We start from the raw sequence: 25,062 nt of genomic DNA on the forward strand, positions 1-25,062 counted from the left end.
ACATTCTTACAGGTTGATTGCGACAATTCAGGAACATCTTACCTTTGCGTCATGGATTATTTCAAAAAGCAGCTTGATTTATTAAAAACAGAGCGGGAAGAAGACAGGAAATCATACAAACAAATGACGGAATCCACGTCTGTAGCAGATCGCAGGGCAAACGGACTTACCTGGTACCCCATTGCTATCAGGGGATCGGAGATGAGCCGGGGAGATTATCTGACCGTGGAAGTGGAGCGTACCACTCACCAGGACCTGCCGCATCAGCTGCGTTTTGGCGCTTCTGCCGTATTATTTTCCAATCATGATCCAAAGCAGGATCATCTTGAAGGCACGATCACTTACCAGGGCGGGAACCGGCTGAAGATCACCCTGCGCACCGACGAACTGCCGGAATGGGCCAGTGATGGCAAACTGGGCATCGACGTACTTTTTGATGATAACAGTTATGACGAAATGCAAAACGCACTGAAACAGGCGGACGCATTGCAGGATAAAGTACCCGAAGGACGGCTGATAAAAATACTGACCGGGGAAAAGCAACCCGTATTTCACCCGGATATTACTCCTTATGTAAACCCCGCGCTGAATGCCTCCCAGCAATCGGCCGTTAATAAAATACTTTCCGCCGGCGACCTGGCCATTGTACATGGTCCGCCGGGCACCGGCAAAACCACTACCCTGGTACAGGCCATTAAAGCACTGATCAAACAGGAGCAGCAACAGATACTTGTAGTGGCGCCTAGTAACACCGCCGTGGATCTGCTCAGCGAAAAGCTATCGGATGAAGGACTGAATGTGTTGCGGGTAGGCAATCCGGCGCGCGTATCAGAACGACTGATGTCGCTCACGCTCGACAGCAAAATATCTGAGCATGCCAGTATCAAGGAAATCAAGCGCCTGAAAAAGCAGGCGAATGAGTTCCGCGACATGGCCCACAAATACAAGCGCAATTTTGGCAAAGCAGAAAGGGATCAGCGGAAAGCCTTGTTTGACGAGGCCCGCAAGATCATGAAAGAAGTAGGCAATACAGAGCAATATATTATTGACGACCTGATCTCAAAAGCGCAGGTGATTACGGCCACCCTGGTGGGCGCCAATCATTATACCGTGAAAAATTTAAAGTACCATACGGTTGTAATAGATGAAGCCGGGCAGGCACTGGAGCCCGCCTGCTGGATTCCTATCCTGAAAGCGCAGAAGGTGATCCTTGCCGGAGACCATTGCCAGCTGTCGCCCACCGTAAAATCGGAGGAAGCCGCCCGCAAAGGTCTTAGTACTACCCTGCTGGAAAAATGCACCGCCCTGCACCCCGAAAGCGTAACGCTGCTGGAAGAACAGTACCGTATGCACGCCACTATCATGGGATATTCTTCCAGTATCTTTTATGAAGATAAATTAAGGGCCCATGCCTCTGTTGCCGGGCACCTGCTGTTTTCCGAAGATAATCCGCTCAGCTTTGTAGACACTGCCGGTTGCGGTTTTGATGAAAAACTGGATGGCACCAGTACCACCAACCCGGAAGAAGCTGTTTTTTTATTTAAACATCTTACCCGGCTGGTAACTGCGCTGGGGGAACATTACCAGCCGAAAGACTTTCCCACGGTGGCGGTTATATCTCCCTATAAACAACAAATACAATTATTAAAAGAGCAGCTGCATCACTCCCCGCTGTTGCAGCCCTATGCGGACAAAATATCGGTGAACACCATTGATAGTTTCCAGGGACAGGAGCGCGATATTGTGTATATCAGCATGACGCGCAGCAACACCGAAAATAAAATAGGCTTCTTATCAGACATCCGGCGGATGAATGTAGCGATGACCAGGGCCCGCAAGAAGCTGGTGGTGATAGGCGACAGCGGCACCCTTTCCCAGCTTGGGTTTTATGCAGACTTCATTACTTATGCAGAGCATAAAAACGCCTACCAGAGCGCCTGGGAGTTTATGGATGTGTAACGCTGGTTGTCATTACCTTTTCCAATACCTCGAAAAAAGCGGGTTGCTGTTCAAACATCGGGAAGTGCCCCGAAGCCTGGATCCAATGCAGTACTATATCCGGGCGGATGATCTTCAGTTCGTAGGTATAGAAAGCCAGGGGATCCTGGCGGCTGCCGATCACGGTTACCGGCCCTTTATATTGCGGCAGGTTTTTACTGAGATCAAAATGGGTCCGTTGCAGGTCTGATACCATTAATCCCTGCATACGGACATTGGGTTTTGCCACATAAATCTTCGCCATGAGGCTATCGATGTCCGCTTTGTTGTAAATGTATGCCAACCGTATGGTGCGGTTATACAGCGCACTGTCTGCGCCAGTTGCCCTTCCTCCTTCTATCTTTTTGCCCAGGGAATCCATCAGCGCCAGGTCGGACACACCGAGGCGTGCCCGCAGGTTGTTCATATGCGTGGTCATAAAATCGGTGGAGAACTTATAGTAGCCTGGATTTGCCAGCACCAGGGCGCGTACCTTTTCCGGGTGGGCAGCTGCGTAACTCATGGCCAGCATAGCGCCCCAGGAGTGGCCGTAAATAACGGTTTTGCTGATCCCTTCTTTCTGCAGCAGCCGCTGAATGTCTTCCACGGCGGCTTTGAGGTTAATAGTAGTGGAATCGAACGGTATGGGGATGGATAAGCCGGTGCCCCGCTGTTCCAGTAAGATGGCTCTGTAATGCTTCCCCAGCTCAATCGCCACTTCTTCCTGCTGCAAACAGGAGTTGCCTGGGCCGCCAGACAGCACTATCACCGGGTTACCTTTCCCATATATGTGATAATAAAGCCAGCCGTTGGGGTATTTCAGTGAGTCCAGTTGCTGTGCATGGATGGGCAGGCAATACAGCAACGTGGTTAACAATAACAACAGTTTCATAAGACGGTTTTTCCCTATTAAAATAGGTGATTTCGGGCATATAAAGCGCCTGTTCCCCTGAAAGCCGCTGCTGTAAAGGGCAAATAAATCCTTGCCGGGAGCCTGAAAAAGCGTAACTTTGCCCGTTTTTCGGGATAAGATAAATGGTAGCCTGCTCATAATGATCAGCCTGTTTATTTTTTGAATAAATACATTATGAGTAAAATAGTTGATTACAGGAAGTTACTGGGTGTTACCAAAACTACTGAAGTAAAAGAATTGAAAACGATCTACAGGAATTTAATGAAGGAGTGGCATCCCGATAAATTTGAAGGCCTGGCAGAAGAACAGAAACTGGAAGCAGAAGCAAAGAGTAAAGAATTGATTGAGGCTTATCACTTTTTAGTAAGTATAGCTCCTGAAACAATTGCGGCTGCTTTACCACAGTATACCGCCACCATTTCTGCTTCTACCCTGGTGGATTTCTCCTACCAGAAACAAACGCTTCAGCTTCACTTTGAAGATGGCAGCAGTTATGAATACCTCGACGTTCCGAAAACATTATATATAAAGCTGATTAACTCTGATACGCCGGGCAGGTTCTGCCGCAGGCATATTTACCACGAATTTGTATATCGTAAAGTGAGCAAGGCGGTTGAAGCATAGCATACCTGTTAGTATGCTTTGTTTTAAAGAATAAACTATATTTGCGCCATGCGTTCATGGATCACAAAGATATCGTTGATGCTGGCAGTAATGGTTATTACTGCGCACAACGTTATGTTTCATGACCATCAGCACATCATTTCATCGTCCGGACATGCCGTCCACGATGATGATGACTACGATCATGATATGCAGCATTCGCTGGCGCTGAACCTGATTGATCACAGCTTCACCTCTCCATCTTCCAGCCACCTGGAACACGAAGTGCCCGTTTTAACGCTGGCGCCTGCACCTGACCTGGTTTCTCTTCCGGAGGTTATCTGCTTTCTGATATCGAAAACAAGCTATCAGCAAAAGCAGGAGTTTCCACCTCCGCTGCAAAGCCTTTCATTTTCGGCATTAAGAGCGCCCCCCACCATCCTTGCATAACCTCACCGGAATTTTTGTTTATAAAGACGGCTGTATGAATGCTATTGCGTTTGATACCTGCATTCAGTTCTGATAAATCTGTCTCATAGGAATACCAGCACCGGTGGCTGCTTTCCAACCTTCCCTGCATTTTATTCTTAGTACTTATGCCCGCTCAACGGGGCGGAATGAGTATGCCAATTATTCGATATGCTGAATAAGATCATTGAATTTTCAATCCGGAACAAATTGATTGTAGGCTTATTTATACTCGGTCTTATCGGCTATGGTATTTATGAAGTCACCCGGTTACCGATAGATGCGGTACCTGATATTACAGACAACCAGGTACAGGTAATAACCGTTACGCCTTCATTAGGTGCGCCGGACGTTGAACGGCTGATATCGTTTCCTATAGAACAGGCAAACCGCAGTATACCCGGACTGGCAAAGATCAGGAGTTTTTCCAGGTTTGGGTTATCTGTAGTGACCCTTGTTTTTAATGAGGGCGTGGATGTTTACTGGGCAAGACAACAGGTTACCGAGCGGCTCCAGGAAGTGCAAAGCCAGATACCCGGCGGAATAGGTATTCCCAAGCTGGCACCGGTTACAACTGGTTTAGGGGAGATCTACCAGTATACGGTGCGGCCTAAAAAGGGCTATGAAGACCGGTACACGGCGATGGAGCTTCGCACTATCCAGGACTGGATCGTTCGCCGGCAACTGTTAGGCGTTACCGGCGTTGCGGATGTGAGCAGTTTTGGCGGTTACCTGAAACAATACGAAATAGCGGTAGAACCGGCCAAGTTGAAGTCTTACGGGCTTTCCATCAATGATGTATTCAAAGCACTCGAAACAAATAACCAGAACACTGGTGGTGCCTACATTGAAAAAGAGCCAACGGTACTTTTTATTCGCAGTGAAGGCCTGGTAGGCTCTGAAGAAGATATCAGGAAAATTGTCGTTAAAAATACCGGTAACGGCACGCCGTTGCTGGTAAGGGATATCGGTGAGGTGCGGTTGGGTTATGCCACCCGGTACGGCGCTTTGACCTATAACGGTGAACGTGAGGTATCAGGTGCGGTGGTGATGATGCTGAAAGGAGCCAACAGTAATGAGGTGATCAAAAAGATTAAAGCCCGCGTAGCGCAGATCCAGCAAACACTTCCCGAAGGAGTGATGATCGACCCCTTCCTGGATAGAACAAAGATGGTCAATAATGCCATTGGCACGGTTGAGAAAAATCTCCTGGAAGGTGCATTGATCGTAGTATTTGTGCTGGTGTTGTTCCTGGGTAACTTCAGGGCCGGCTTACTTGTAGCTTCTGTTATCCCGCTGGCGATGCTGATAGCGGTAATTATGATGAACACCTTTGGCGTAAGCGGTAACCTGATGAGCCTCGGTGCGCTGGATTTCGGGTTGATTGTAGATGGCACCCTGATTATAGTAGAAGCCTGTATGTTCAGGCTGCACCACTACAACAAACCCTTTGTCACCCAAACGGAAATGGATGACCTGGTGCTGGAAACATCAGGCAGGATGCGAAATGCAGCGGTTTTCGGAGAGCTGATCATCCTGATCGTATATCTTCCCATATTTGCCCTCGCCGGTGTGGAGGGTAAGATGTTTAAGCCAATGGCCCAGACAGTAGCCTTCGCGTTGTTTGGCGCGTTCCTGCTTTCCCTGACCTATGTACCCATGATGAGCGCACTGGTTTTAAGTAAAAAAATCCCTGCTAAACTCTCCTGGTCCGACAGGATGATGGAAAAACTGGAAGTCCGCTACCAGCGCCTGTTAAACAAGGTACTGAACATACCCAAAACCGTAATTGGAACCGCGGCAGGTTTGTTGATCATTGCTTTATTTGTTCTTTCGCAGCTGGGAGGCGAATTTATACCCCGGTTGGAAGAAGGGGATTTTGCGGTAGAAACCCGCGTGCTTACCGGCAGTAGCCTGAAAACCTCTACTACTGCGGTATCGCAGGGTGCGAAAATCCTGCTGGAGAAATTTCCCGAAGTGGAGAAGGTGGTGGGGAAAACCGGTAGCAGCGAGATTCCTACTGACCCTATGCCGATTGATGCCAGCGACCTGATGGTAATTTTGAAAGATAAAAAGGAATGGACTTCTGCAAAAACCTTCGATGAATTAACAGAGAAAATGTCAAAGGAACTGGAAGCCATACCTGGCGTTACTTTCGGATTCCAATACCCTGTACAAATGCGCTTTAATGAATTAATGACAGGCGCCCGTCAGGATGTTGTCTGTAAAATTTATGGGGAAGACCTGGACAGCCTGGCTCAATATGCCACCCGCCTCGGGGCAGTGGTCCATACCGTGAAAGGTGCTACCGATCTATATGTGGAAGCCATCACCGGGATGCCGCAGATTGTTATTAAATATAACAGGGATGCCATTGCGCAATATGGCCTCAACATCAATGATATAAACAGAATAGTAAATACCGCCTTCGCGGGGCAAAGCAGTGGTCTTGTGTATGAAGGCGAAAAGCGTTTCGACCTGGTAGTCAGGCTGAGTGGTCAGCAGCGGCAAGATCTTACTGATGTCCAGCATTTACTAATTCCCACCCAGCAGGGCTCACAGATACCTTTATACCTGGTGGCAAAAGTAGATATAGCCGAAGGGCCCAATCAGATACAGCGGGAAGATGCCCAGCGCCGGATCATTGTAGGATTCAATGTGCGTGGCCGTGATGTGCAGACTGTAGTAGAAGAACTGCAGCAAAAGGTATCCGGTAAAATAAAATTACCACCGGGTTACTACGTTACCTATGGTGGCGCATTTGAAAACCTGGAAGCTGCGAAAAAGCGTTTAGGCATTGCCGTACCCGTTTCCCTGCTGCTTATCCTGCTGATGTTATATTTTGCTTTCAACAGTATCAGGCAAGGGTTGCTGATTTATTCGGCTATTCCTTTATCTGCCATAGGAGGCATTTTTGCCCTTGCATTGCGGGGAATGCCGTTCAGTATTTCTGCAGGCATTGGTTTCATTGCATTATTTGGTGTGGCCGTATTAAATGGTATTGTGCTCATTGCAGAATTTAACCGGTTACATAAAGAAGGACTGAACGATGTCCGGGAAGTTGTGTTAAAAGGAACGAGGGTACGTTTACGCCCGGTGTTGATGACTGCATCCGTGGCTTCCTTAGGCTTCCTGCCGATGGCACTGAGCAATGGCGCCGGCGCCGAGGTGCAGCGGCCATTGGCTACCGTGGTTATCGGGGGACTGATCCTGGCAACACTCCTGACCCTGTTTGTACTTCCAATTCTTTACATCATTTTTGAGAAGAAGCATCTGATGAAGCAACCCAAGCATTTACCGGGCGCTGCACTTTTATTATTACCATTCCTCTTGCTGGCAGCACCTAACGCACAGGCACAACAACCGATCTCTCTTAACGCAGCGCTGGATACGGCTATGAAGAATAACCTGTCTGTCCGGAACCAACAGCTCAATGCGGACTATCTGAAAAAATTAAAGGGAGCCGGATGGGATGCCAATCAGACGGTTATTACCGGCGAATATGGTAAGATCAACAGCGCTTACAATGATAACCGGTTTACCATTTCACAGACCATTAAATTCCCCACCATATACAGCAGGCAGAAACTGCTGCTGAATGAAGAATGGAAAGAAGGACTGCTGAATGTTTCCGTCAAACAATCTGAATTAAAAAAGCAGGTCACTTCGGTGTACTACCAGCTGCTGTTCCTCCGCAATAAGAAAGAACTGCTTCAGTATACCGACAGCATTTATGCGCTTTTCCTGGAAAAGGCGGCAATACGTTTTAAAACGGGGGAAAGTAATATTCTGGAAAAAACGACGGCCGAAACCCAACGTGGACAAATCGCTCTGCAGGCAGGCCAGTTACAGCAGGATTACGCCATCCTGCAAGCCCGGCTGAAAGTGCTGCTCAACACGACTACTGATGTAGAACCTGATGATACGCCGCTTAAAATGCCGCTTCCCGGTGGTATTGATAGCACGGAGCTTAAAAAGCATCCCTACCTCCAACTGCTGGAGCAACAGGAGCAAACAAGTCTTTCCAGGTACAAACTGGAAAAATCCAGGCTGTTACCCGACTTACTGCTGGGATACAATAATATGACGATGCGTGGTATGGGAGCGGATGATAAAGAATATTCGGGAGACACGCGGTTCCAGTCTGCCCAGATAGGCGTTGGTATTCCGCTATTCTTTGGTGCGCAGAAAGCAAAGATCGGCGCTCAGAAAATAAACCAGGAACTGGCAAAAAGCACTTACCAGGCAGGATTACAGGAATTACAATTAAGATATACCGAAGCTGAAAAGCAATATAGTAAAATGATGCAGGCGGTTTCCTACTATGAACAAAGTGGGTTAAAGAATGCGGATACCATTATTGCTACCGCCAATCTGCAATTCGTAAACGGGGAAATCAATTACCTGGAATGGGTGATGCTGAACAACCAGGCTTTCAGTCTCCGGAATGAGTACCTCGATGCTGTAAATAACCTTAACCAGTCTATCATTGAATCCAATTCTCTATTGAACAGGTAAATATAAAATTCATGAAACAATACATCATCATATTAGCTACATCCTGTTTACTGGCAGCATGTAACAGCAAACCGAAAGAGGAAGAAAAAGCACCGGCCGGCGATAAAGGAAATCTCATTGAACTGACGGATGCCCAGCAAAAGAATGCGGGCATTGAAACCGGGCACCTGGAGAAAAGGCGTATTGCTGCTGCAATCCGGGTAAACGGGCAGATTGACGTACCTCCGCAGAATATGGTCAGCATCAGTTTCCCGTTAGGAGGCTTTTTAAAATCCACCACCTTGCTTCCCGGTATGCATGTTACCAAAGGAGAAGTAATCGGCGTTATGGAGGATCAACAATTTATTCAACTGCAGCAGGATTATCTCACTTCAAAAGCGAAATTGGCATACCTGGAAAAAGAGTATGCCCGTCAGCGTGAACTGAACCAGAGCAAAGCTACCAGCGATAAATTATTTGAACAAACCGAAGCGGAGTATAAAAGCCAGCGTGTATTGAACAGGTCTGTTGCAGAAAAATTGCAACTGATTGGGATCAATGCTTCCAGGCTTGATGAGAACGGCATTTCCAGAAGTGTTAATATTCATTCTCCCATCAATGGTTTTGTGTCGAAGGTAAATGTGAACATAGGCAAGTATGTAAATCCCTCTGATGTTTTGTTTGAAATAGTGAATCCGGCGGATATCCACCTTGCGTTAACCGTTTTTGAGAAGGACATCAATAAACTGGCTATTGGTCAAACGGTGGTGGCTTTTACCAACAGCAATCCCGAAAAAAAGTATGATTGTAAGATCATATTAATAGGCCAGGATCTTACGGCAGACAGGAGTGTACAGGTACATTGCCATTTTGAGCAATACGACAAATCATTGATCCCGGGAACTTTTATGAATGCTGATATTGAGTCCGCCAACGATAGCAGCTGGTCGCTGCCGGCGGATGCGGTGGTGCGTTTTGAAAACAAAGAATATGTTTTTTGCCGGAAGGATAAAAATATATTTGAGATGATACCTGTGAAAACGGGCAACAGCGAGAACGGATATGTGGAAATAATATCGGACAGTAATACACGCACAGCCAACAGTGAATATGTAGTAAAAGGCGCTTATTCTCTTTTAATGAAAATGAAGAATACGGCAGATGAGTAAGTTGCTGAAGATTAATGATGTTTACTTTTTCAACAAGCTTTTTTTATAGACAGAAGGACTTTTCCCGGTATGTACTTTAAAAACCCGCGTGAAATGGCTCTGGTCCGAAAACCCGGTTAGATATGCTATTTCCGTAAGTGAATGCGACGTGGTGGAAAGCAGCTGTATCGCTTTATCTATCCGGAGCTTTCTGATGTAATCACCAAAAGAAAGGTCATCAAAGTATTTTGAAAATTCCCGTGATAAATAGGCGGGATGTACCTGTAAAGTTTCTGAAATTCCCTTCAGACTCAGGTTAAGGTTGGTATCTATCTGGTCCTGGATGATTTCTTTCAGCTCCTTTGCCCAGTGAGGTACTTTTTTACTGTCTTTTTCATGTTGCAGGAAATTTTTAAAGATTTCCAGCAGCTGACTTTCAAATGGTTGCTGCGTGTGCTTTACATGTTGCAGGTATTTTGCCCAGCTGTACAGCGAATCGTATAACAGCATTCCTTTTGCCAGCAGCCGATAGTCATCCGGTTCATCATGCGCCATACCTGCAGAGATAGCCCATAAACCGGCAGCTTGCGGAGCCAGGTTGTGACGGTCGGTATCAGCACCGCGAACAATTGGCGCCAGGGCGTGAATGGCCGGATCGTCAAGGTGGTGTTTTTTTATAATGTAGTCAAATGTACATAAGTCGTCATAGTGCGTGTATTCCACACCGGCTATATCAAAAGGAATGGCGTTCAGCTCAGCGGCCTTTGACAATACTTCATTGAACGGCACGTATATAAATTCAGCCGTCTGGTCCACAAATCTTTTTATAAGCCAGGGACAAGCCAGTCTGTCAATTTTAGGTCGCTCGCGGGTGATCCATTTCATACCTGATAATTAATTATGATAGTTACGTGCAGAACAATTTAGCTCCCTGTTGGCCGGAAGCTGGGGGTGCTTACATTACTTTCTATAAATGCCTTACGGTATTCCCTGGGGGATTTTCCCTGGTAAATTTTAAACTGCCTGTTAAAGTAAGAGATATTATCAAAACCGCAGGCATAGCATATTTCAGATATGCCATTTCCGGTGCCTATCAGCAGCTTTGTAGCATGACTGATCCTTATTTCGTTTACAAACTGTGAGAATGTTTTCGTGGTTCTTTTTTTAAAGTAGCGGCAAAATGCGGCCTCATTCATACAGGCAAGAGAGGCGGCAGATTTGCTATCTACATGATCCGCATAATTTTCCAGCACATATTTAAATATCGGTTCCAGCTTTTTTGAATCTGCATCCTTATAGCGTGTCTTTCCCGGATCATCTGTTAATAATTGAACACTTTCCCTGCCCTGTAATGATAATTCGTCCAGGATCTGTAAAAGGATGATCAGGTTTTTCATCTGCTGATTTGCCTGAAACTGGAAAAACAGGGTATTCACAACAGGCGATATCTTATTAAATTTTATGCCGTATTCAGATAACTGCATCAGTTCTTTTATCTTTCTTAATTCCAGTTTTTCAAAAAAATCCTTTCCTATAAAATCTTCTGTGAACTGCACTATAATAGCATGCGCTATTTCGTCGGCACCAACAGGCGAGCTATTATTGCAAAAGCAATGGACCAAACCCGGACCAAACATATAAATTTCTCCTTCATTGTAATTCATCACCTTGTTTCCCGCATACATTCTGCCCGCGCTTTTTACAATCAGGATCAGCTCATGCCCATGATGAAAATGAAATGTATTGGTGAACCGGGGCTGACAGAATTCTTTTATTACAAAACTGGCATCTTCCGGAGTAGATATGTGTCGGTAAGAAACTTTCATAATGTCTTTATCTTTAGTACACTATTTATTTTCTAAAGCAAAAAAATCAGAAATATGGTAAATATAGTATTGATATCTTGCAAATGAAGTACTTTTATTTCAATGGAAGTCTGAATAAGTTTGTGAAACAATGATTTTTAAAAAACGTTCCGGTTATGAAACCAACAGGCTTATGCCTTACAGATGCCACATGATTCGACGTAGCTATTATCTGCAGCATACATTAATCCACTTTTATATATCAATACGTTATGGAACTAGGGATACACAACTGGATGCGGTCTGAAACGATAGAAACTACCATCAGGAGAGTTTCTGCACTGGGATATACCAGGCTTGAAATTGCCGGCACCCCCGAACAATATGATACGAAAAGTTTAAGAGAACTGATGAAGGCGCATGGTTTGTCTTGCTGGGGAGCTGTAACGTTGATGCTGGGTGACCGCAACCTGCTTGCCAGGGATGAGTCGCAACGTGCAAAATCAGTACAGTATGTAAAGGATATAATCACCATGGTAAAGGAATTGGATGGCCATATAGTGGCCGTAGTACCTTGCACCGTTGGAAAAATTGTACCTGACGGAAGGCCCGATGAAGAGTGGAATTGGGCTGTTGGTGCGTTGAAGGAAATTTATGCCTATAGCGAGGCGTCAGGCATCCGGATAGGCATTGAGCCTATCAACAGGTTTGAAACCTATTTCATTAACAGGGCCGATCAGGCATTGGCTTTAGCGGAGGCGGTAGGACCCAATTGCGGTGTTTGCCTGGATACCTTTCACATGAATATCGAGGAAGCGGATATGTTTGAGGCCATCAGAAGGGCTAAAGGAAAACTGGTTGGTTTTCATGTGGCAGACAACAACAGGATGGCGCCGGGAATGGGGCATCTCAATTGGCAGAAGATTATAGATACGTTGAGGGAAATAAATTATGATGACGTGCTTTCCGTGGAATTTTGCGCTTCGCTGGATCGCACGCCAGCCAATCCTTACCCGGATTCGATTGATGAAAACCCTGAAAACTTATCTGCTGAGCAGGCGAAGTTCCTGGTGGACCACGGCAGTGCTTCTGTTACAGAAGCGTTTTATACCATGCTGACTACCCAATCATTTAATACTTTATCAAAACTTATTTAAAGAGTCAACTGCTAACAGATGAAAATAGCTAATGTAGAGGCATTTTGGTTGCGCTGTCCTGTTCCTAAAGAAAAACAACATACTTCAGACTATGGATTACTGGCCAATTTTGACATGACGCTTGTTGTGATAACTACAGAGGACGGTCTTCAGGGATTTGGAGAAGCCAAAGCAGCGGTTGGATCTTCAGGCGTGTGTGCTTCCATCGTGAATTGTATTGAAAATGAGCTGAAGCCTGCTTTGCTGGGCAGGGATGTTAAAGACATTTCCAGATTATGGGAGGAGATGTATAATGGCACACGGGATCATTATGCATTGCTGAGAGGCCGGAAATTCCCTATCCTTGGGAGAAGGGGCCTTACTATATCTGCCATGAGCGGCATTGATACCGCCTTGTGGGATTTGAAAGGCAAAATGCTCAATGTTCCGGTGATGGATTTGCTCGGTGGCGCCTGCAGGGATCAGATGCCGGCATATGCAAGTGGCGGTTGGGCAGATGCAGACAATATTGGCACACAACTGAAAGGATATATAGATAAAGGCTTTAAGAGTGTTAAGATGCGTGTTGGCGTGATGGATCAGACAGTACAAAACAGTATTGAAAGGGTAAAGGCTGCAAGAGCCGCTATTGGCCCTGATATTAAACTGATGGCCGACGCACACGGCACCTTCAGCGTTCCGGAGGCGAAACAATTTTGCCGGGGCGTAGCAGATTGTAACTTGTACTGGTTTGAAGAACCTATCAGTCCTGATAACAAAAAAGGGACTGCAGAAGTAAGGGCTTCCACGCATATTCCTATCGCAGCAGGTGAAAGTGAATATACCAGTTTTGACATACAGGCACTTTTGGAAATAAGAGCCATTGATGTAATACAGCCGGATGCGGCCATCATTGGCGGCATTTCGGAAGCGGTGCGGGTTTCACACCTCGCCAGTGTGCATCAACTGGAACTGGCGCCGCATTGCTGGGGTTCTGCCTTTTCTTTTATGGCAGGACTGAATGTAGCATTTGCATCGCCTTCCGCAACCATCATTGAGTTCTCCGTTGGAGGAAACCCGATGATGTATGACCTGGTGAAAGAACAAATTACCGTTACAAATGGCTCCATCCAGGCGCCTACCGCACCTGGATTAGGGGTAACGCCGGACTGGGATTTTGTACAGCAGTATAAACAAAAAGTTTAGAAGTGGTATTTGTAAATATTTATTTATGGCCAAAGCACTTAAAATTAATCACGTAACACTGATTGTAGACAACCTGGAAAAAGCAGGTCAGTTCTATCAGCATGAATTGGGCCTGGAGCCGCTTGCCGCCTTCCGGTTTGATTACCCTGTTATGTTTTTCAAATTCAATGATGAGCAGCAATTGCATATCTCCGAGTGGGAAGACAAAACCTCTTTCCGTGGACATGTATGTGTACAGGTAGATGATTTCAGCAGTCTTTTTTTCCGCATGAAAGCACTGAATATAATTGATGTTCATCCCTGGGGAAAGGTAAGAAAGCTGCCTGATGGCGCTATGCAGATGTTTGTGCGCGATCCTGCCGGCAACCTGGTGGAAATATCTTCCATACCAGGAGCCGAAGTGGACGCCCGGATATTCACTGATGAACTTTATGAAGAAGGGTTGTATGTTTCAAACAGAAATGACTTCAGGGGATACCGGTCTGATGATGCCACCTTATATCACAACAAATGAGAAAAAACGTACTGTTGCTTGAAACCATTGCAGAGGAAGCGTTAGCCGTTCTTCAGAAAAATGTGAATGTATTCACAGGATACGACGAGGCCAGCTTACAAGAGGTTTTGAAAGAGGACATTCATGCCATCATTACAAGAGGGAAAGGCCTGATCACTCAGCCACTCATGGATGCCTTCCCGCATTTACAGGTAGTGGCCAGGTGTGGCGTTGGGTTGGATAATGTAGATGTAGCTGCAGCAACAGAAAAAAAGATCAGGGTAATTAATGCACCGGGCAGTAATGCCGCCACTATTGCGGAACATACCCTGAGCCTGATGCTGATGCTGATGCGTAATATGTATGAATCGGCTTCCCAGGTTAAACAAAACAACTGGAGCTGGCGCAATTCATATGCGGGAGATGAGTTGAACGGCAAAACCCTGGGTGTGCTGGGAATGGGGAACATAGGAAAACGGGTTGCCCGGCTTGGAGAAGCTTTCGGGATGGAGGTCGTGTACTGGAGTAAATCTGTTCAGGACCTGCCTTATAAATACCTGGCTATGGAAGGTGTATTACGGCAGTCAGATGTCGTTAGCCTTCATCTTCCGCTCAATAACGAAACTGGTAAGATCATAGGAGAAAAGCAACTGCGTGTAATGAAACGGGGTTCTTTACTGATCAATACAGCAAGAGGTGCGCTTATCGATCATCCGGCATTATTGCAGGCATTAAATTCCGGGGTGATTTCGGGGTTTGCTGCGGATGTATTACCGGATGAGCCACCAGTTGAGAGCGCTGATATAGTGCGTCACCCGCGGGCCATTATCACGCCGCATACCGGTAGTCTTACATCGGCCACCTACCGGCAGATATGCCTGCTTACCATCAATAATGTAGTAGCCGTGCTTACCGGTGGAGAGCCGGAACCAGGCAGTATATATAACCGCAAGGCGTTGTTTTGAAATATATCGTATACAAACGGTCATCATAATCTCTGTTCAAATGAAAAAATTTTGCGTTTGTTTATTGTTCATAGTAAGCACCGGTATAACATCTGCCGGCTTGCTCTTTGCACAATCTTCCAAAGAGATAAAAAAGCCGCTGGTTGTTTTCGTAACCGGTGATCACGAGTACAGCAGCGAAGAAACCATGCCTTTAATCGCCGCCGCGCTGGAGAAAGATTACGGCATGAAAACGATCGTTCTCAAAGCATCTCCTGATTATAACAGTGAAGAAAATATTCCTGGCCTCGAGGCATTGAAACACGCGGACCTGGCCGTTTTCTTTTTACGCTGGCGCAGGCTTCCGCCTGAGCAACTTGCCTATATCGACGCTTACCTGAAATCCGGCAAACCTGTTATGGGTTTCCGTACCACCACGCATGCATTCCATTTTCCGGAGGGACATGCCAGTGAGAAATGGAACGCCTTTGGAGAATTTGCATTGAATGCACCTCCCGGATGGGGCGGCGCCGCCAAACATACCCATTATGGACATGAGAGCAGCACCGATGTACGCATCATTCCTAAGCAGACCGGCAATCCTATCCTGACAGGCGTTGCAAAGAATTTCCATGTACGCTCATGGCTGTACCATGTTTTACCGGATTACCCGGTGAAAGGTTCCACCTGGTTACTGATGGGAAAGGCCGTAAATCCTGATAAGGAAGCGATTGAAAACCCGGTTGCCTGGACTGGCACCAACGCTTTTGGCGGGCGTGTTTTTATGACAACCCTGGGCCATCCTGAAGATTTCAGCCAGGAGCCCTTTCAGCGCCTGGTGATCAACGCCATTCACTATGAGCTGGGTCTTAAAATTCCACGAAAATGGAAAGGTAAAATGAATATCCAGGTGCCCTACCGCGTGGCGAAATAGTATTTCACGTTTACTGATGCTGCTAAACTTCTTTAAGATGTCCAAATTATTAAAAATTGGCATTTACGCGCCTTTTATTCCCATAGTATTGGCGATAATGATACTGCATGCCTGCAAATCCCAGGGGCCTGCTCCGCTCACTATTTCCGATAGCTCCCATATATCCCTGATCGGTAACAACCTGGGATCCAGGATGATCAACTATGATAATTTTGAAACGGAACTGTATCTCCGTTACCCTGAATATAAACTGCACATCCGCAACATGTGCGACGGTGGGGAAACACCCGGATTCCGGCCACATGCCGGCAGAAATTCTCCCTGGGCATTTCCCGGTGCAGAGAAATTCCATCCTGAACTGGCCAACCAGGTCGAAACGATAGAAGGCCCGAGCGAAGGACGCTTTGAAACGCCCGATCAATGGCTCACCAGGCACAAAACAGATGTGATCATTGCCTTCTTCGGTTACAATGAATCATTTGATGGGCAAGAAGGGCTGGACAGTAATAAAGCAGAGCTGGATGCATTTATAAAATGGACGTTGAAGCAGAAATACAATGGCGCCTCAGCGCCGCAACTGGCCATTGTTTCACCCATTGCTTTCGAAAACCTTTCCGGCAAATATGACCTCCCTGATGGCCGGAAGGAAAATGAAAACCTTGCCTTGTATACCCAGGCCATGAAGGAAGTGGCTGCCCGTAATAACGTATTATTTGTTGATGCATTCACCCCTTCTCAAAAATGGTACAAGGATACGAAAGAGCCTTTGACCATCGACGGTTCACAACTGAATGAAGAAGGTTATAAAAAGCTGGGGCTTTTGCTGGCAGACCGGATTTTTGGAAAGGTATCCCCGGCTGCAACAGCTAACAGGCAGCTGGTGCACGATGTCGTGATGGAAAAAAACTGGATGTGGCTAAATGATTACAAAATTCCCAACGGCGTACATGTATATGGTCGCCGGTATGATCCTTACGGGCCGGATAATTATCCTGCAGAAATAGAAAAGATCCGCGAGATGACAGCTATCAGGGACACCGCGGTTTGGTTGGCTGCTGCTAAAGGAATAAAAATGGATATTGCAGCTGCCGATAAAAATACCAAAGTGCTGCCCGCCGTTAAAACCAACTATAACCCCGCTAAAAATGGCAGTCTCCGGTATCTCAGCGGAGAGGAAGCGGTAGCAAAGCTGAAAGTGCCACCAGGATATAAGATTGAGCTATTTGCCTCAGAAGAGCAGTTTAAAGACCTTGCCAAGCCAATGCAGATGTCTTTTGATAATAAAGGCAGGCTGTGGGTAGCCGTGATGCCAAGCTATCCTCACTATAAGCCGGGCGATGCCAAACCCAATGATAAAATTATTATCCTTGAAGATACCAACAACGACGGCAAAGCCGATAAAGAAACGGTATTTGCGGACAGCCTGCACCTGCCCATCGGTTTTGAGATTGCGGCAGAAGGCGTATATGTTGCCCAGGGAACTAATCTTAAACTGCTGACAGATACAGATGGCGATGATAAAGCGGATAAAACAGAAATCCTGCTCAGCGGTTTTGATGATCACGACACCCATCACAGCAGCCATGCATTTACTGCAGATCCTTCAGGAGCGATCTATTCGGGAGAAGGCGTGTTTCTTCATACGCATATAGAAACTTCCTACGGAACTATCCGTGCGTCTAACGGCGGCTTTTACAGGTATGACCCGCGTCGCCGGAAACTGGAACGTACTGCACAACTTTCCATTCCAAACCCCTGGGGTATTGCATTCGACGACTGGGGACAGCCCTTCTTTGCAGAAACCTCCAGTCCGGATGTACGCTGGATGCTTCCAGGCACCGTGCTGCCCAGGTATGGCCAGGCTACGCATAAATCGATCCAGCTGATAGAAGATAAACATAAAGTACGGCCCACATCAGGACTTGAATTTGTGTCCAGCCGCCACTTTCCCGATGAAGTGCAGGGCGACTTCCTGATCAATAATACCATAGGATTTCTCGGAACAAAAGAACATACGCTGCAGGATGATGGAACAGGTTACAAAAGCCGTCATCGCACCGATCTGCTGGTGAGCGGGGATCCCAATTTCCGGCCGGTAGACCTGGAGTTTGCCCCCGATGGATCACTGTACGTGATCGACTGGCATAACATCCTGATCGGGCACATGCAGCATAATGCACGGGATCCTTTAAGGGATCATTCCCATGGGAGAGTGTACCGCATTACTTATCCGTCGAGGCCACTGGTGAAACCGGCAAATATAGCGGGAGCCTCCATAGAAGAATTGCTGGACAACCTTAAACTACCGGAATATAGGACCCGCTACAGAACCCGTCGCGAACTGAGAGGACGGGATGTTTCCACCGTACTGTCAAAACTGCAAACCTGGGTTTCCCAGCTGGACAAAAACGACCCGCGATATGAGCATCATTTGCTCGAAGGACTTTGGGTGAGCTGGGGTATGGATAAAGTGGACCAACAACTTTTAAAACAGGTATTAAAAGCCCGCGATTATCATGCAAGAGCCGCAGCTGTGCAGGTACTGCGTTATACAGGACACCAGGTTCCCGACCAGGCAGATTTGCTGATGCAGGCAGCCAGCGACGGAAATAGCCGCGTACGCCTGATGGCGATTGTGGCGGCTTCATGGATCGGTAAAGAAAAGGGGCTTCCCATTTTAGCAGCAGCCAAGAAAATGCCACTGGATGAATGGATGATCCATGCGTATGAAACCGCCGTAGCCCACTTAAATGGGGAGAATGTGAAAAAGGGAAAAGAGAAAGATGACAATACCAACCTGAAAGGCGCTGAGCTGGCCCTGTTTAACCAGGGAAAGAAAATTTATTCCATAGAAGGATATTGTAAAACATGTCACCAGGCGGACGGCAAAGGCCTTCCTGATTCCGGCTTCCCTCCTCTTGCCGGTTCCAGGTGGGTAACGGGAAGTGATGAACGGCTCATCAAGCTGGTGATGAAAGGACTCTTAGGTCCGATAGAAGTAAATAATAAAACGTATTCCGGCCAGGTTCCTATGACGCCTTTCGGCGGGTTACTGAAAGATGATGAGGTTGCTGCCGTGCTAACCTACGTCAGGAATTCGTTCGGTAACAAAGGATCAGCTGTTTCTCCCGAAAAAGTAAAACAGGTAAGGAAGCGCATAGAAAGTAAAAAGGATTTTTATTCTTCAGAACAACTGCTCAAAGAACATCCCATGGAAAAGAGATAATAAAACACCCGTCCGTTTACCCTGTTTCAGCGTTTAGGCACTGTTGTTAATTTACTACGTCACTTAGTGAAAATATCACAAGGAAGTATCATTTCGTATACTTAATATTGTTAGGACTACTATCAATCTAATTTGTCAACCGATTAAAAAAACCAGTTACTCTATTTTCTTTTTAACAGTGAAAGATACCTGATATGAGCTATAGCTCCCACTGGTATTAACTGTTAGCTTTTTCACGGATATGAAAAACCATTCAGCATAGAACGATCATCGACAAGCCATACTCATTTGCCTGAAAAAAACTTATAAGATCATTCAACCAAAACACAACGCATTTTCTGCGAAAGCTTTACGCTGCCCTTAAATTCTGCTACTAAAAAAAATGTATCCGGAACAACGGATACGATCAAATTAACCTGATAACTTTTTAATTATGAAACAGTTTTCCACGGTGACTTTCAACATGCCGGCGTTACGCCAAAAAATCATTTATGCCGCCTTTGCTTTATTCATGGGAGTAGTCACGCAGCTCCATGCGAAAGATCCGGTAACCCGTAATTATTCACCTGCATTCATCATGGATGTGCGTGGTAAGGTTTTGGAAGAGAATGGCGTTGGCGTGCCGGGAGTAAGTATTAAAGTAAAGAATGTTAATAAGGCTACGACTACGGACGGCGATGGGAACTTCAGCATTAAAGGCGTTAATGAAGATGCAGTGCTGATTGTTTCTTATATCGGCTATATTACCCAGGAGGTGAAGGTTACTGCGGATATGGTGATTAAGCTCGTTCCGCAGGTTAAAAAGATAGATGAGGTAGTGGTGGTAGGTTATGGAACGACCAAAAAATCCGATCTGACCGGGGCAGTTGGTACGGTGAAAGCTGAAACGTTACAGGAACGTCCGGCCTCCTCGTTAAACCAAAGCCTATCCGGCCGTGTATCCGGGGTGAACGTGTCTTCTAACTCCGGGCGACCTGGTGGCAGAACCAACGTTCGCATCCGCGGATCGAGCTCTTTGAGCGTTTCCAATAACCCATTGTATGTAATAGATGGTGTGATACTGAACCCGGTGGGTTTGAGGAATGGCAGTACGCCGATTGACTATATCAATCCTAACGATATTGCTTCCATTGAAGTACTGAAGGATGCTTCTTCCACTGCGATCTATGGAGCCAGGGGAGCCAATGGCGTTATCCTTGTTACCACGAAAAGAGGTACTTCCGCCGGTGGAAGGATCACGTATGATCCGGATTTCAGTATAGGCGTGCTGCCTAAAAAGCTGGAACTGCTCAATGCAAAAGAGTTCCTGGCGGTGGAGGATCTCGCTTATGCCAACGCGCAAAAATATGATCCCGTTGGATGGGCAACGGGAACAAAATACACCGATCCCAAAACCAAACGCACCAATCCCAAATTATTTGATTCACAGGGCAACCCGCTGTATGACACCGACTGGCAGGACGAAGCATTCCAAAAAGCTTTCACGCAGAACCATCAACTTGGATTTACCGATGGTGATGAAAAAAGAAGCATAGGTGCTTTCTTAAATTATCGCAGCCAGGATGGATTGGCACGGGGTTCCTGGCAGGACCGGTATGCCGGCCGCGTGGTATACGACAGCCAGATAAAAGACTGGTTAAAGATTGGTGGTACCATGAGCTATACGGATCAGCGGGAAAAACAGGTAGATCAACTCGATGGAGGCGGTATTACCATGATGCGCCAGGTATTGGAAGCGCTGCCTATTATCCCCGTAAAATATGCAGACGGATCGTGGGCGAGCAACAGGGACTATCCGGGCATGGAGGGCGGCGATAATCCTTTAAGGGTATCCGCCGACCGGATCTCCATATTGCATACCCAAACGCTCCTTGGCAATATGTATACGAACATTCACCTGGCGGAAGGACTGGAATTGAAATCGACCATTGGTGTTAATATCATTAATCAACGGGAAGATTATTTCGCTGCCAAGGGAATGCAATACATTTCAGACAACGGAAATGCTTTTATTAATAACAACAGGTACAATTCCTGGCAGTTTGAGAACTACCTTACCTACAACAGGCAGTTTGCAAAAGTACATGCTTTAAATGCGATGGCAGGGGTGTCCTGGCAGCATATCGACCGTTTCGAAAATCAGGCAAGTACAGAAGGCTTCACCGATTCGTACTACCGGTATTACAATCTTGGTGCAGGATCCAGCCCCCAGCCTCCTTCTTCCGTAGGAACTGCTAATGGGTTGAATTCCTATTTTGGCCGTGTAAATTATGGTTTCCGCAATAAGTATTTAGTCACTTTCACCGGCCGGTTGGACGGATCTTCCAAATTCGGAAGTGATAACCAGTTTGCATTCTTTCCGTCTGCCGCTCTTGCCTGGAGAGTAACAGAAGAAGATTTCATGAAGAGTGCTGCTGCCATATCCAATTTAAAAGTACGTGCCAGTTACGGAGCTACCGGCAACTCTGAAATCCCTGCCTACAGGGCGCTCGCGGGCATGGGAAATTATAGCGTAATTTTCAACGGGGCACGCAATTCCGGCGTTGGTATTGACCGTATCGCCAATCCTGGTTTACAGTGGGAAAAAACAAAGCAGGTCGACTTCGGTCTTGAACTCGGCTTATTTTCCAACAGGCTGAATCTCGAACTGGATTTATACCGCAGAAAAGTAGATGGTATGCTGCTGGATGCACCACTACCTTACACCAGCGGGCGTGATAAGATTTTCTCCAATGTTGGTAGTATGGAAAACAAAGGTGTTGAGTTTGCCATCAATTCTGCCAACATACAAACCGATAATTTTTCCTGGAATACCACCTTCAATATTTCCATCAATAAAAACAGGGTACTTGCGCTGGCCAATGGTGATATATCTTCCGGCAACGGGATCATCAGGGTGGGTGAACCGGTTGGCTCTTTCTTCGGAAGAATGCATCTCGGCACCTGGGGCAGCAAGGAAGCTGACGAGGCAAAGAAATACAATATGCTGCCCGGCGACGTAAAATATAAGGATATCAATAATGACGGTATCATAAATGATTTAGACAGGACCATCATCGGGAAAGGTATACCCGACGGGTATGGTACTTTCCTGAACACCTTTCAGTATAAATCATGGTCGCTGACCGTAGACCTGCAGTTTATGTATGGCAACGATGTATTAGACAGGAGCATACATTCCGCTGAAGACCGGCAAGGCATTGCCAATAGTTATAAAACCGTGCTCAATGCATGGACGGAAACTAACCAAAACACGCCTATTGCACAAATACGCCCTATTAACGCGTATTACACTACCAATAACGACAGCCATAAGGTAACCGACGGATCGTTTATCCGTGGCCGTAATTTACTATTGGCTTATGTATTCCCGGCAAACACCGTTTCTGCTTTAAAACTCAGTCGGCTGAGAGTATATGCATCCGTGCAGAACTTTTTCCTGGTCACAAAATATAAAGGATACGATCCTGAAGTTTCCAACTCCAGCTCTCCTTTTGATCAGGGTCTGAACTTGTATGATTATCCGAAGCCACGGGTATTTATGCTGGGTCTTAATGTGGGATTATAATACAGAAAAACTTAAATGAAAAATTATGAAAGCAACAATAATAAGATACGGATTGCTGGTATTAACAACCGGCGCACTATGGATAAGCGGTTGCCGGAAATTTTTAGATGAAACGGACCCCAGCAACTATACAGAAAATACTTATTTCACGAAGCCCGAACATGCAAGAAGTTCTGTAAACGCCATTTACGCCAGTTTACGGGAACCGATGTCCGGTGAGTTTGGCGGTGGCCCGTGGACAATGACAGAATTTGCCACCGGGCAGGCGGGTACTGATCTTGGGCAGGCTGTTAACAGCTACTTTGTAAAAGACCTCCACAATACGGCCGATAATGCTTATGGAGAGAATTACTGGAGAAACTATTACAAAGGCATCAGCAATGCCAATCTATCTATCGCCAAAATACCAGGTATTTCTATGGATGCCGCAGAAGCCAAAAGCCTGCTGGGCGAGGCTCACTTTTTACGGGCCTGGTATTATTTCAACCTGGTGCAAATGTTTGGCAATATTCCGTTAATTACGGAGCCCGTTGATTTGAAGTCGGATCAGTTAAGACCCATGCAGGCCGCACCGGAAGATGTTTACAAATTAATTGTAGATGATTTAACAACAGCGGAAAATGCCGGGTTACCCTGGAAGGACGCCAGCGGAAAAGTATCGCTGGGAGCTGTAAAATCATTGCTGGCAAAGGTATATCTGACAATGGCCGGCTACCCTCTACAAAAAGGAGCTACCTACTTTGACCTGGCAGCAAAAAAAGCAGCAGAGGTATTGGATTCAAAACAATTTAAACTATTTGACACTTATGGTGATTTGCATAATCCGGCAAAGAAAAATATAGAGGAAAATATTTTTATGATCCAGTATAAAACACAAGTCATTCCCGGATCCTGGCAACCGCTCATTATTCCTTACAACAAGAATATTTCCGCCTATTCTGCTGAAACAGGCGGTATTTATGCAACAGCCGACTTTGTAAGATCATACAATGCTGCAGACCTGCGTGCCAAAGAAGGTCAGTTCTTTTTTACCGAGTTCACCAACCAGGATAACAGGAACCTGAAGGTAGACCTGGGCGGATATTTTATCTACAAGCTTTTCGATGTAACGGCGCAAACAACCACTGCCAACAGTGATCTTAACTGGGCGTTGATCCGCTACGCCGATATCCTGCTCGCATATGCTGAAGCTGCCAACGAAGTAAGCGGTCCCGGTGCAAAAGTGTATGATGCGGTTAACCAGGTAAGGGCGAGGGCTACATTACCGGCGTTGGTGGGATTGTCTAAAGATCAATTACGGGAAGCCATCTGGCGGGAACGCTGGTACGAGTTGTGCTTTGAAAACATTACCTGGTTCGATATGGTGCGCCTCCGCAAAGCATTCAACCTCACTACTAAAGGCTTTGATAATTATGTGGGGCATAAATTCTCTTATGGACCGGTTTTAACGGAAAGAGAATTGTTATTCCCGATACCAAGTACGGAGTTAAGAAATAACCCCAACCTGGTACCTACCAAAGGATATTAATATCGGATAGTTGATTACACCGGTAAGGCACTGGAGAGGCATGTCCTCTTTAGTGCCTTATCGATTTTAGTATCAATCCTCTTTGTTATCTTTATTAAAAATTCATGAGACATGATACTGCAATATTTAACACAGGAATTCGAACATGAAGTAAATAACACACGTAAATTATTACAGGCAGTTCCAGAAGAAGACCTCGGTTATAAACCCTCTGAAACTTCCTGGACGATGGGTGAGCTGGCACAACACATTGCCACCATTTACCACTGGTACTCCGGCACATTCACGCAGGACGTGTATGATTTGGCCAAGGATCGCCCGGAACGGGGCGACACGAACGATATCAAAGCTACCCTGGCGTTTTTTGAAAGTAATGTGGAGAAAGCCAGGACTGCAATAAAATCGCTTACCGAAGAAAAATTGCAGGACAACTGGACCATGAAAGCAGGAGAACGGGTCGTTCTTGGTCCGGTGCCGAGGGGAATCGTCGCAAGGGGATTTCTTTTTAATCATATCTATCATCATCGTGGTGAAATGATTGTTTACCTGCGTGCCACCGGAAACAAGGTGCCGGGTTTATACGGCCCTACTTATGAAGAAAGCAAAAGAAGCTGAA

The 25,062-nt window shown here is 46.2% G+C and carries 17 protein-coding genes; 14 read left to right on the forward strand and 3 right to left on the reverse strand.

The window, feature by feature from the left end:
- Positions 1-51: 51 nt before the first annotated feature.
- Entirely contained in the window at positions 52-1,959 is a 1,908-nt protein-coding gene (locus tag AB6805_RS28120; RefSeq protein WP_370912757.1) for an AAA domain-containing protein, read from the forward strand.
- Here AB6805_RS28120 and AB6805_RS28125 read toward each other — a convergent pair.
- Positions 1,946-2,869: an alpha/beta fold hydrolase gene (locus AB6805_RS28125; RefSeq protein WP_370912758.1), complete on the reverse strand. Its 924-nt coding sequence runs from the start codon at positions 2,867-2,869 to the stop codon at positions 1,946-1,948. The two genes, AB6805_RS28120 and AB6805_RS28125, sit on opposite strands and share 14 nt — an antisense overlap.
- Before the next feature lie 195 nt (positions 2,870-3,064).
- Between AB6805_RS28125 and AB6805_RS28130 the strand changes: the two genes are divergently transcribed.
- The 4 genes from AB6805_RS28130 to AB6805_RS28145 all read left to right on the forward strand — a co-directional run bounded on the left by AB6805_RS28130 (position 3,065) and on the right by AB6805_RS28145 (position 9,627).
- On the forward strand, positions 3,065-3,514 hold the full coding sequence (locus tag AB6805_RS28130) for a KTSC domain-containing protein (protein WP_370912759.1): 450 nt from the start codon (positions 3,065-3,067) through the stop codon (positions 3,512-3,514).
- Positions 3,515-3,562: 48 nt separating this feature from the next.
- Complete coding sequence (locus AB6805_RS28135) at positions 3,563-3,943, forward strand: hypothetical protein (protein WP_370912760.1); 381 nt, start codon at positions 3,563-3,565, stop codon at positions 3,941-3,943.
- Between the two features lie 189 nt (positions 3,944-4,132).
- Positions 4,133-8,479 (forward strand): CusA/CzcA family heavy metal efflux RND transporter, encoded by a 4,347-nt coding sequence (locus AB6805_RS28140; RefSeq protein WP_370912761.1) that lies wholly within the window; start codon positions 4,133-4,135, stop codon positions 8,477-8,479.
- Positions 8,480-8,490: 11 nt separating this feature from the next.
- Positions 8,491-9,627 carry an efflux RND transporter periplasmic adaptor subunit gene (locus AB6805_RS28145; RefSeq protein WP_370912762.1) on the forward strand — a complete coding sequence of 379 codons (1,137 nt, stop codon included), beginning with the start codon at positions 8,491-8,493 and terminating at the stop codon, positions 9,625-9,627.
- A gap of 21 nt (positions 9,628-9,648) precedes the next feature.
- Here AB6805_RS28145 and AB6805_RS28150 read toward each other — a convergent pair whose 3' ends face one another.
- Positions 9,649-10,491 carry a chromate resistance protein ChrB domain-containing protein gene (locus AB6805_RS28150; protein WP_370912763.1) on the reverse strand — a complete coding sequence of 281 codons (843 nt, stop codon included), beginning with the start codon at positions 10,489-10,491 and terminating at the stop codon, positions 9,649-9,651.
- A 38-nt stretch (positions 10,492-10,529) separates the two neighbouring features.
- A complete protein-coding gene (locus AB6805_RS28155; protein ID WP_370912764.1) occupies positions 10,530-11,432 on the reverse strand; it encodes an AraC family transcriptional regulator in 903 nt (300 codons plus the stop codon).
- Positions 11,433-11,683: 251 nt separating this feature from the next.
- Between AB6805_RS28155 and AB6805_RS28160 the strand changes: the two genes are divergently transcribed.
- The 9 genes from AB6805_RS28160 to AB6805_RS28200 all read left to right on the forward strand — a co-directional run bounded on the left by AB6805_RS28160 (position 11,684) and on the right by AB6805_RS28200 (position 25,061).
- Positions 11,684-12,568 (forward strand): sugar phosphate isomerase/epimerase family protein, encoded by an 885-nt coding sequence (locus AB6805_RS28160; RefSeq protein ID WP_370912765.1) that lies wholly within the window; start codon positions 11,684-11,686, stop codon positions 12,566-12,568.
- A gap of 18 nt (positions 12,569-12,586) precedes the next feature.
- Positions 12,587-13,753 carry a mandelate racemase/muconate lactonizing enzyme family protein gene (locus AB6805_RS28165; RefSeq protein ID WP_370912766.1) on the forward strand — a complete coding sequence of 389 codons (1,167 nt, stop codon included), beginning with the start codon at positions 12,587-12,589 and terminating at the stop codon, positions 13,751-13,753.
- Positions 13,754-13,778: 25 nt separating this feature from the next.
- Entirely contained in the window at positions 13,779-14,267 is a 489-nt protein-coding gene (locus AB6805_RS28170; protein WP_370912767.1) for a VOC family protein, read from the forward strand.
- Positions 14,264-15,211 (forward strand): 2-hydroxyacid dehydrogenase, encoded by a 948-nt coding sequence (locus tag AB6805_RS28175; protein ID WP_370912768.1) that lies wholly within the window; start codon positions 14,264-14,266, stop codon positions 15,209-15,211. Before AB6805_RS28170 ends, AB6805_RS28175 begins: the two co-directional genes overlap by 4 nt.
- A 40-nt stretch (positions 15,212-15,251) precedes the next feature.
- Entirely contained in the window at positions 15,252-16,124 is an 873-nt protein-coding gene (locus AB6805_RS28180; protein WP_370912769.1) for a ThuA domain-containing protein, read from the forward strand.
- 37 nt (positions 16,125-16,161) lie between these two features.
- The gene (locus AB6805_RS28185; protein WP_370912770.1) at positions 16,162-19,350 is read left to right on the forward strand and encodes a PVC-type heme-binding CxxCH protein; all 3,189 of its coding nucleotides are present in this window, start codon (positions 16,162-16,164) and stop codon (positions 19,348-19,350) included.
- 433 nt (positions 19,351-19,783) lie between these two features.
- A complete protein-coding gene (locus AB6805_RS28190) occupies positions 19,784-22,918 on the forward strand; it encodes a SusC/RagA family TonB-linked outer membrane protein (protein ID WP_370912771.1) in 3,135 nt (1,044 codons plus the stop codon).
- Positions 22,919-22,943: 25 nt separating this feature from the next.
- Entirely contained in the window at positions 22,944-24,446 is a 1,503-nt protein-coding gene (locus AB6805_RS28195; RefSeq protein WP_370912772.1) for a RagB/SusD family nutrient uptake outer membrane protein, read from the forward strand.
- 111 nt (positions 24,447-24,557) lie between these two features.
- On the forward strand, positions 24,558-25,061 hold the full coding sequence (locus AB6805_RS28200; RefSeq protein WP_370912773.1) for a DinB family protein: 504 nt from the start codon (positions 24,558-24,560) through the stop codon (positions 25,059-25,061).
- Position 25,062: the final 1 nt, after the last annotated feature.

The sequence above is a fragment of the Chitinophaga sp. RCC_12 genome, assembly GCF_041360695.1.
Classification (GTDB): domain Bacteria; phylum Bacteroidota; class Bacteroidia; order Chitinophagales; family Chitinophagaceae; genus Chitinophaga.

Excerpts from the sequence above, each read along its gene's own strand:
- AB6805_RS28160 (WP_370912765.1), top strand. The coding sequence starts at position 11,684 with ATGGAACTAGGGATACACAACTGGATGCGGTCTGAAACGATAGAAACT.
- AB6805_RS28195 (WP_370912772.1), top strand. The coding sequence starts at position 22,944 with ATGAAAGCAACAATAATAAGATACGGATTGCTGGTATTAACAACCGGC.
- AB6805_RS28155 (WP_370912764.1), bottom strand. The coding sequence starts at position 11,432 with ATGAAAGTTTCTTACCGACACATATCTACTCCGGAAGATGCCAGTTTT.
- AB6805_RS28130 (WP_370912759.1), top strand. The coding sequence starts at position 3,065 with ATGAGTAAAATAGTTGATTACAGGAAGTTACTGGGTGTTACCAAAACT.
- AB6805_RS28170 (WP_370912767.1), top strand. The coding sequence starts at position 13,779 with ATGGCCAAAGCACTTAAAATTAATCACGTAACACTGATTGTAGACAAC.
- AB6805_RS28120 (WP_370912757.1), top strand. The coding sequence starts at position 52 with ATGGATTATTTCAAAAAGCAGCTTGATTTATTAAAAACAGAGCGGGAA.
- AB6805_RS28165 (WP_370912766.1), top strand. The coding sequence starts at position 12,587 with ATGAAAATAGCTAATGTAGAGGCATTTTGGTTGCGCTGTCCTGTTCCT.
- AB6805_RS28140 (WP_370912761.1), top strand. The coding sequence starts at position 4,133 with ATGCTGAATAAGATCATTGAATTTTCAATCCGGAACAAATTGATTGTA.
- AB6805_RS28150 (WP_370912763.1), bottom strand. The coding sequence starts at position 10,491 with ATGAAATGGATCACCCGCGAGCGACCTAAAATTGACAGACTGGCTTGT.
- AB6805_RS28185 (WP_370912770.1), top strand. The coding sequence starts at position 16,162 with ATGTCCAAATTATTAAAAATTGGCATTTACGCGCCTTTTATTCCCATA.
- AB6805_RS28200 (WP_370912773.1), top strand. The coding sequence starts at position 24,558 with ATGATACTGCAATATTTAACACAGGAATTCGAACATGAAGTAAATAAC.
- AB6805_RS28125 (WP_370912758.1), bottom strand. The coding sequence starts at position 2,869 with ATGAAACTGTTGTTATTGTTAACCACGTTGCTGTATTGCCTGCCCATC.
- AB6805_RS28175 (WP_370912768.1), top strand. The coding sequence starts at position 14,264 with ATGAGAAAAAACGTACTGTTGCTTGAAACCATTGCAGAGGAAGCGTTA.
- AB6805_RS28190 (WP_370912771.1), top strand. The coding sequence starts at position 19,784 with ATGAAACAGTTTTCCACGGTGACTTTCAACATGCCGGCGTTACGCCAA.
- AB6805_RS28145 (WP_370912762.1), top strand. The coding sequence starts at position 8,491 with ATGAAACAATACATCATCATATTAGCTACATCCTGTTTACTGGCAGCA.
- AB6805_RS28180 (WP_370912769.1), top strand. The coding sequence starts at position 15,252 with ATGAAAAAATTTTGCGTTTGTTTATTGTTCATAGTAAGCACCGGTATA.
- AB6805_RS28135 (WP_370912760.1), top strand. The coding sequence starts at position 3,563 with ATGCGTTCATGGATCACAAAGATATCGTTGATGCTGGCAGTAATGGTT.